General features: G+C 57.0%; 5 protein-coding genes. 4 read left to right on the top strand and 1 reads right to left on the bottom strand.

Annotated elements, in window-relative coordinates; genetic code table 11:
• Positions 1–436 (top strand): putative transposase (locus tag ACX80D_RS16810; protein ID WP_459324013.1); only part of this gene is annotated, 436 nt, incomplete at its 5' end.
• A 24-nt stretch (positions 437–460) separates the two neighbouring features.
• Here the strand turns inward: ACX80D_RS16810 and ACX80D_RS16805 are convergent.
• The gene (locus ACX80D_RS16805; protein WP_459324012.1) at positions 461–2,707 is read right to left on the bottom strand and encodes a putative transposase; all 2,247 of its coding nucleotides are present in this window, start codon (positions 2,705–2,707) and stop codon (positions 461–463) included.
• A gap of 1,368 nt (positions 2,708–4,075) precedes the next feature.
• Between ACX80D_RS16805 and chvE the strand changes: the two genes are divergently transcribed.
• The 3 genes from chvE (at position 4,076) to mmsB (ending at position 8,010) form a co-directional block, all read left to right on the top strand.
• Positions 4,076–5,200 carry a multiple monosaccharide ABC transporter substrate-binding protein gene (gene chvE, locus ACX80D_RS16800; protein ID WP_459324011.1) on the top strand — a complete coding sequence of 375 codons (1,125 nt, stop codon included), beginning with the start codon at positions 4,076–4,078 and terminating at the stop codon, positions 5,198–5,200.
• Between the two features lie 105 nt (positions 5,201–5,305).
• A complete protein-coding gene (mmsA, locus tag ACX80D_RS16795) occupies positions 5,306–6,823 on the top strand; it encodes a multiple monosaccharide ABC transporter ATP-binding protein (RefSeq protein WP_459324015.1) in 1,518 nt (505 codons plus the stop codon).
• The gene (gene mmsB / locus ACX80D_RS16790; RefSeq protein WP_459324010.1) at positions 6,823–8,010 is read left to right on the top strand and encodes a multiple monosaccharide ABC transporter permease; all 1,188 of its coding nucleotides are present in this window, start codon (positions 6,823–6,825) and stop codon (positions 8,008–8,010) included. Before mmsA ends, mmsB begins: the two co-directional genes overlap by 1 nt.
• The last annotated feature ends 20 nt before the right edge of the window (positions 8,011–8,030 follow it).

Genomic DNA, 8,030 nt, shown 5'->3' with positions numbered 1-8,030 from the left:
GGCCATGGCACCCTTATGGGAAGCCGAAAACGCGTTAATCGCCGCGGAGAAAGCCCACAAGAAAATCCCCGCGAAGCTCCGCCTCGGTGATCTGAACCCGGGCCAGCAAGTCCTGGATACCGAAACAAAAATGATCCATACCGGTATCCGCATGGCGGCCTACAACACCGCGATGACCCTCGCCCGAGAGATCCGCACCAATACCGGCTACCGACGTGCCAACCAGGAAGCACACGCCCTGATGCGCCAGATACTCAACCAGCCCGGGGACATCGACACCACCAAACAGGGCCACCTCACCATCACTCTCGAGCCGCTACCCACCCAAGCCAAAACGATGGCAGCCGCCAAGCTGTGCGAACACCTCACCGCCACGAAAACCTGTTACCCCGGCACCACCCTGATCCTGCGCTACAAAATCAAAAACAGCGACTGACCCCACATGAATTACCTCACCATGTCAAGAGCCCTGGGTCTTGGTTTTTATGGTGTATTTGAGGATGAGGTTGGTGCCGGGGTAGCGGGTTTCGGTGTTGGTGAGGTGGGCGCAGAGTTCGGTGACGGCCACTGTTTTGGCCTTGGTCGGTAGCGGGTCCAAGCTGATGGTTAGGTAGCCGGGGGTGGTGATGTCGATGTCGCCGGACTGGTTGAATATCTGACGCATGAGTGTGTGGGCTTCCTGGTTCGCGCGTTTGTAGCTGGTGTTAGTGCGGATCTCGCGGGCGATGGTCATTGCCGTGTTGAAGGCGGCCATCCGGATGCCGGTATGGATCAGCTTCACCTCGGTATCTAGGACTTGCTGGCCTGGGTTCAGGTCACCGAGGCGGACCTTCGCTGGGATTCCTTGATGAATCTTTTCCGCAGCAACCAACGCACTTTCTGCTTCCCATACTGGTGCCATGACCTGGTTATGCATGGCACTGGTGACCGTGACTTCATCGGTGCCTTCTGCCGGGGTTTTCAGCGCCAGCAGGTTTAGATCGGCCACAGCGGATGCTTCTGCGTGATGATTCCGGGCGGCAACAACCTTTTGGTAAGCGCGTGCCTTCGCCGGTTCCGGCACCAAACGGTCCTGATTGTCATCGGTGGAGCTGTAGGAGTCATGGGAGTCGAGAGCGAAGTGCATGCGGGCGTAGCGGAACTGGTTTTCCTGCCTCCACCTATTGCCCATTCGATACACGGCTTCGCCGGCGGACAGGTTCTTCTTGGTGGTGAGGATGTGGATTTGCCGGGTCCCTCCACCGGGGGTGGCCACGATCCGGCTGATCTGGCGGATACTGAAGACCTCCCCGGTCTTCTTCGTGGTGTTCAGGGGCAGGTCAACGACGGTGTCAGCGACCGACCAGGTCTTCTCTTCCCCGTGTTCATCGGTGTGGGAGACCTCAGCGAATAATTTGGCTTCGATGTCTTTGGTGGTGCCTTTGCGCCACGTCAGCACATCAAAACCAGCCGCATCCATGTGTTTGAATAACGCTGGTGACCAGCCGCCCCTATCGAAGCCGACCAACACGCGCCGGTCGTCCCCGACCGCTGTGCGCAATTCCGGCAGCAGATCGCGCAGTTCCGCGGCCAAGGAAGCCCCCGGAGCGGCCATGACAACGAACACGGGGGCGCCGTGAGCGTCACTGACCCAGGTTTCCTCGGTCGCAGGGACCGGGAACTTCAACCTCGTGGAGTAGAGCTTCCCGATCTTTTTCGTGCCCTGATAAGCGCGCACATGCCCATCAACATAAAGAATCGCTGCCAGGTCCTCGCCACTAGAACCGGTGCCAGCCAGGTGGTGTTTGGCTAGGGCAGCAATCAGTTCTTGGGCTTTGCCGACCTCGGCGAGTTGGCTGATGCGGCGGCGGATGGTTTTTACTTCAGGTGCCCGGTCCAAACCCAACACCCGCCCGAGCTCTACAGGGTTGAAGCGGGTCGCGCCCTCAGCACGCGCTTCCCCGGCCAGTGCCCGCAACACTGCATCGATCAGGACAGTGTCGAGGCCGTAGAAACCATTCGGCAACGACCCGTACACCTGCCTAGCGCAGCCCAGTAGGCCAGTGCTTTCAAGCGCCGGGATAGCTAGGAACAACCCGGCATGACGAATATGTGCGGCCGGCGCAAACACCGGGGATGCGCATTCAAAGAGGCCAGCAGCAGCACGCTCCGCAGCCCGTGATTCCGGGGCTGGCAAGAGCGGCAGCTCAGGCTGCAGTGCTGGTGCTGACACTGATTTTAGGGTTTCAGGCTCGGGGGCTGTTGTTTGGGTGGCAGCTTGATCGGCAGCGATTTTCAGGGCGCGACGGACACTAAATTCCGAGACGCCAACCATATTGCCGACGGCCTGCTGGGACAGGCCGGTGTTGCGCAGTTCCACGATCCTGGTAATGACAGTATTGGTGAGTCGGGAGGCCTTCTTGGGGCCCTTCTTTTCCGGCACCAAAGCAGCAATGCCACCAACGGCCGCCCGCTGGACCCATTTCCACAACGCCACCGAGGTAACGCCGAAAGCTGCCGCGATCTGTTCCTGAGAGGCCGCGCCCAGACGCACCAATTTGACTGCCGCCCACCGTCGCGCTGCAGCGTCTTTTGCATCCCACACGTCACAGAGTTGCCCGCGAATATAGACTTCCCCGCCACGGTCGTTCTCTACTAAGGACACTGCCAAGCCAACCGGCATGGCAACAGGATCCATCGTCACCGGCAGGGGAAGTTGAGCAGTCATGAAAACCATCATTTCACCTCTCGGTAGACGAAAAAATACTAACTCTATTTTATCGTACTTCGGACAAAATTAACAGCCCTCCACCCACTCAAAACCCCTGAAAATCAACGAACTCCAAATGCCCATCCCGACCATGACCGGAGCCCTGAGCCCGGAGCCCCGTCCCTAAAATCCTGCGTAGATGACCCATTAGACATTAGATATGGATTGTTTCTGAACTAATAAGCACAAACATAAATACCTTCAAGTGCATCATGGTAGAACAATTGAGAAACAGCTTAGACATATCAGAGTATTTAAGTGGGTTATTGAATTCCAGCGAGTATCGTCGGCACTTCCCGTGAAACTACGCGGCACTAGCAGTAATTCAGCAGTGCTAACCATTGTCCCGGGAGTTTGTGTCGCCACAGCCCAGGCCGCGGCGACATAAGCTCCCAGGGAAAGGGCTTCACCATGTTCACCACTGAACTTCGCCTTTCCCGAACAGTGGCTGGCACATTCTTTGTTGCCGCCGTGTCCCCCTACTTCTTCTTGCCTAGATTTCCACGGCCAACGCCCACGGCGGAGCTTAGGAACAACACGTGAAACCGCACGGCGCCTGCGGCATGACCGCGAGGGCCGCGGTCTCTGGGTCAGCCCGGAAGCCTTCCTTGCCAAAGGCGAAGGAACCGTCACCGTCACCCCCACAACTCCCGAAGCATCCACCGCAGTCACCACCGCAGTGGTTGCACCGTTGGCCGCTCCGGTACCCCCGGAACCATTGGCATCAGCTGTCAGCGGAGGCTCAGCTGCGACACAGAACCCTACGCCCGCCAGCGTGTGGCCTGGGATTGCAGGAGTTCCGCTGCTCGCTGTTACTGGTGGCGTCATCACAGTCAGAAACAGCCGCGGCAAGAAAGTTCCAGCCTAGCTTCGGCGCATCCCGCCGTCTGCCTCAGCCCTCCCATGATTACCAATGACCGTGTCCTCAATTGCCGCAGCAACCACCGCTGGCCGGTATGTGCGCCCGCTGGAGAGGCCGAATCCGGCAGACCCGGTAAGTCCGGCCTGTAGCATATGGCACTATTTCACTAGGCCTTCCGTGTGCTGCAGGCCTTTTCGTGGCTTTCTCATGGCAGCGTTCTCGTCGTTTGAGCAAGTAGTGAGCGTTAACACTTTGGGCGCAGTAGAAACACCACTCAGCGCACATAGCGCTCTCGAGCAAAGCCGCACTTGACACGCTAGATGTGTGCCGGGTTACACTATCTACGAATGTTAGCGCTAACAAATATTGGCGGCGCGAATTTCGTTTTGTAGCTAGTCGCCAACAACTCGCAGTACCTACCATCTCGTGGCAACGACGCTCACTGGACTCAAAAGGAACTCACCATGAAATTTAAGAGAATACTCGTAGGCGCCTTGGCGCTCAGCCTCGCTTTGGGCACCGCCGGTTGCGGTACGCGCGGCGGCGAATCAACCGATGCCGCCGGATCAGGCGACAATAGCGGGGCATTGATTGGCATTGCGATGCCGACCAAAACCTCCGAGCGCTGGATCAAGGATGGCACGGCCATCCAGCAGTCGCTGGAAAAGCTGGGGTACAAGACCACACTTGAGTACGCCGATGACAAGATCCCGCAGCAGGTCCAGCAGGTCAGCAACATGATCACCAAGGGCGCCAAGGTCCTGATCATCGCTTCCATCGATGGAACCGCGTTGAGTGACCAGCTCGATGACGCCGCCAAGGCTGGCATCAAAGTCATTGCCTATGACCGCCTCATCAACGGCAACGCCAACGTTGACTACTACACCACCTTTGACAATGAAAAGGTTGGAGTTGACCAGGCAACGTCATTGTTGACCGGTTTGGGCATCGTGGACGAAGCAGGCAAGGAAACCGGTGAGACCGGTCCGTTCAACGTGGAGCTGTTCGCCGGAAGCCCGGATGACAACAACGCAACCTTCTTCTACGACGGCGCCATGAAGACGCTGAAGAAGTACATCGACAACGGCACACTGGTCGTCAAGAGTGGCCAGACCGGCTTCACCCAGATCGCTACACTGCGTTGGGACCCGGCAACCGCTCAGAAGCGTATGCAGAACCTGATCGCCAGCAGCTACTCCTCCGGTGGCGCCAAGGTTGACGGAATCCTGTCCCCCTACGATGGGATTTCCATCGGCATCATCTCCGCCCTCGAATCCTCTGGCTACGCCACCACTGCCCTCCCGGTCATCACCGGTCAGGACGCAGAGGCAGCATCAGTGAAGTCCATCATTGCCGGCCAGCAGTACTCCACGATCTACAAGGACACCCGCAAGCTGGGCGACCAAGCTGTGGCCATGGCCGATGACCTCCTCAAGGGCAAGACCCCCGAGGTCAATGACACCACCAGCTACAACAACAAGGTCAAGGTTGTTCCGACCTTCTTGCTCCAGCCTGTTGTGGTCACGAAGGACAACTACGAGAAGGAACTCGTTGAAAGCGGTTACTACACCGCCGACGACCTCAAGTAGTGCGGACCTCCTGTTGCGGCGGCTCACGCCGCCGCAACAGGAACGAATGACATTCCCATCCCGAACGCGAAATGAAGGTCCATCGTGACATCAACGATCCTTGACATGCGTGCCATCACCAAGACATTCCCAGGGGTCAAGGCCCTCCAAGATGTTTCGCTCGAGGTCACACGCGGACAAGTACACGCCATCTGTGGCGAAAACGGTGCCGGCAAATCGACACTTATGAAGGTCCTCTCCGGTGTCTACCCCGCTGGTACCTTCGAGGGCGAAATCTGGTTTGAAGACACCCTTTGCCAGTTCAAAGACATCAAGTCCTCTGAGGCTGCCGGCATCGTCATCATCCACCAGGAACTAGCACTGAGCCCGTTCCTCTCCATCGCCGAAAATATTTTCTTAGGCAATGAGCTCGCCACAAAGGGCTTTGTCGACTGGAACAAGACCAACCTTGAAGCCTCAAAGTTGCTGGCACGGGTAGGTCTGAACGATCACCCCACCACCAAGGTCTCGGATCTAGGTGTTGGCAAGCAGCAACTCGTGGAAATCGCCAAGGCACTTTCCAAAAAAGTAAAGCTACTCATTCTTGACGAGCCCACGGCTGCCCTGAATGACAGTGACTCAGAAAACCTGCTGAACCTGATCAAACACCTGCAAGGCCAGGGCATTACATCGATCATGATCAGCCACAAACTCAACGAAATCAAGGCTGTCGCCGACAAGGTGACCATCATTCGTGATGGGCAGACCATTGAGACTTTGGACATGCATGCCGACGATATCTCCGAGGAACGCATCATCAAGGGCATGGTGGGCCGTGATTTGAACAGTCGCTACCCGGATCACACCCCAACTATTGGCGAAGAACTTCTGCGCATCGAAGACTGGACCGTTCACCACCCGGTTGATCAAAGCCGGCAAGTGGTCAAGGCCGCAAATCTCAAGATCCACGCAGGAGAAATTGTTGGCATCGCCGGACTCATGGGCGCTGGCCGAACCGAGCTGGCCATGAGCGTTTTTGGACGGACATACGGCACAAATATCAGTGGCACGATCTACAAAAGAGGCGTTGCCATTGAAACGAAGACTGTCGCGGCAGCCATCAAGCATGGCCTCGCCTACGCCACGGAGGACCGCAAACACTACGGCCTGAACCTTTTGGACAACATCCGCAGGAACGTCTCGGGTGCTGCGCTGTCCAAGCTATCGCGGTGGGGCTGGGTAGATCGGCATAAAGAGCATGAGGTTGCCGAGGGCTTCCGTAAGAGCATGAACATCAAGGCACCGGGCGTAGGCTCCATCACCGGCAAGCTCTCCGGCGGAAATCAACAAAAAGTTGTCCTTTCCAAGTGGATGTTCGCCAACCCTGATGTCCTGATTCTGGACGAGCCCACCCGCGGCATTGACGTGGGCGCCAAGTACGAGATTTACAACATCATCAATCAATTGGCCGACGAAGGTAAAGGCATCCTCGTCATCTCATCCGAGCTGCCAGAACTACTAGGTATCTGCGACAGGATTTACACCCTGGCCGAGGGCCGAATCACCGCTGATGTACCCAGAGCCCAAGCAACTGCAGAATATCTCATGCGTTTCATGACCCAAGCAAAGGAGCAGGACATCTGATGACTGCCATTAATTCCGCCTTTCAGTACCTGACCGGTCAGCTCCGGCAAGTGGGCCTTTTCATCGCCTTGATTGTGATCATCATCTTTTTCCAGATCACCACCAACGGCATCACCCTAGCCCCCATCAACGTCTCCAACTTGATCGTCCAAAATAGCTACATCCTCATTTTGGCTGTGGGTATGGTGATGGTCATCATTGCCGGACACATTGATCTGTCCGTTGGGTCCGTGGTTGCGTTTGTTGGCGCCATGGCCGGTGTCATGATCACCCAATGGAATATGCCATGGTGGCTGGCGATCATCGCGTGCTTGGTCTTAGGCGCCGTGGTGGGCGCGTGGCAAGGATTCTGGATTGCCTACTTCGGCATTCCATCATTCATTGTCACCCTGGCAGGCATGCTGACATTCCGTGGCCTGGCTCAGATCGCTCTCCAGAACCAGCAGATTTCCCCCTTCCCTGATGAATTCCGGTCCCTGGGCAGTGGATTCCTCCCCGACTTGGGCGGCGGAACCTCATTCCTTGAACCTCTAACAGCGGTTCTGGGTGTACTTGCAGCAGCAGCTTTTGTCATCGCAGGCGTCAAGCAGCGTTCAAAGCTGAAGAAGTACAACCTCGCTGACGAACCGACTGCTTGGTTCATCGGGAAATTGGTCTTCACCTCGGCCCTGATTTTGCTCATCGCCTACCTGTTGGCCAGCTACCGAGGAACACCGATTGTTCTGCTGGTCATGGGCGTTCTCATGGTGGGCTATTCAGCCGTCATGGCGAACTCCATCTGGGGTCGGCACATTTACGCAGTGGGTGGAAACGCCCATGCAGCCGAGCTCTCAGGCGTGAACACCAAGCGCGTCACCTTCACCTTGTTCATCAATATGGGTGTGCTGGCAGCGTTGGCTGGCCTGGTCTTCACCGCACAGCTCAACCTCGCCAACCCGAAGGCTGGCGAAGGCTTCGAACTTGACGCCATCGCCGCCGTCTTCATTGGCGGCACGGCCGTCACCGGTGGCATAGGAACCGTGATTGGCGCCATCATCGGTGGCCTGATCATCGGTATCTTGAACAACGGCATGTCCATCATGGGCGTAGGAACAGAGTTCCAACAACTCATCAAGGGACTTGTCCTGCTTGCCGCCGTCGCCTTTGATGTCTTCAACAAGCGTCGGGCCAAGGCAACTCCCAAATAGCCTCTCGAAGCTCAAGATAG

This window comes from Arthrobacter sp. Sr24 (genome assembly GCF_054511175.1).
This window is presented reverse-complemented; position numbering and strand designations above follow the sequence as displayed.

What these genes read in the sequence shown, in the direction of transcription:
- ACX80D_RS16805 (WP_459324012.1), bottom strand. Translation starts at nt 2,707, where the DNA reads ATGACTGCTCAACTTCCCCTGCCGGTGACGATGGATCCTGTTGCCATG.
- chvE (WP_459324011.1), top strand. Translation starts at nt 4,076, where the DNA reads ATGAAATTTAAGAGAATACTCGTAGGCGCCTTGGCGCTCAGCCTCGCT.
- mmsA (WP_459324015.1), top strand. Translation starts at nt 5,306, where the DNA reads ATGCGTGCCATCACCAAGACATTCCCAGGGGTCAAGGCCCTCCAAGAT.
- mmsB (WP_459324010.1), top strand. Translation starts at nt 6,823, where the DNA reads ATGACTGCCATTAATTCCGCCTTTCAGTACCTGACCGGTCAGCTCCGG.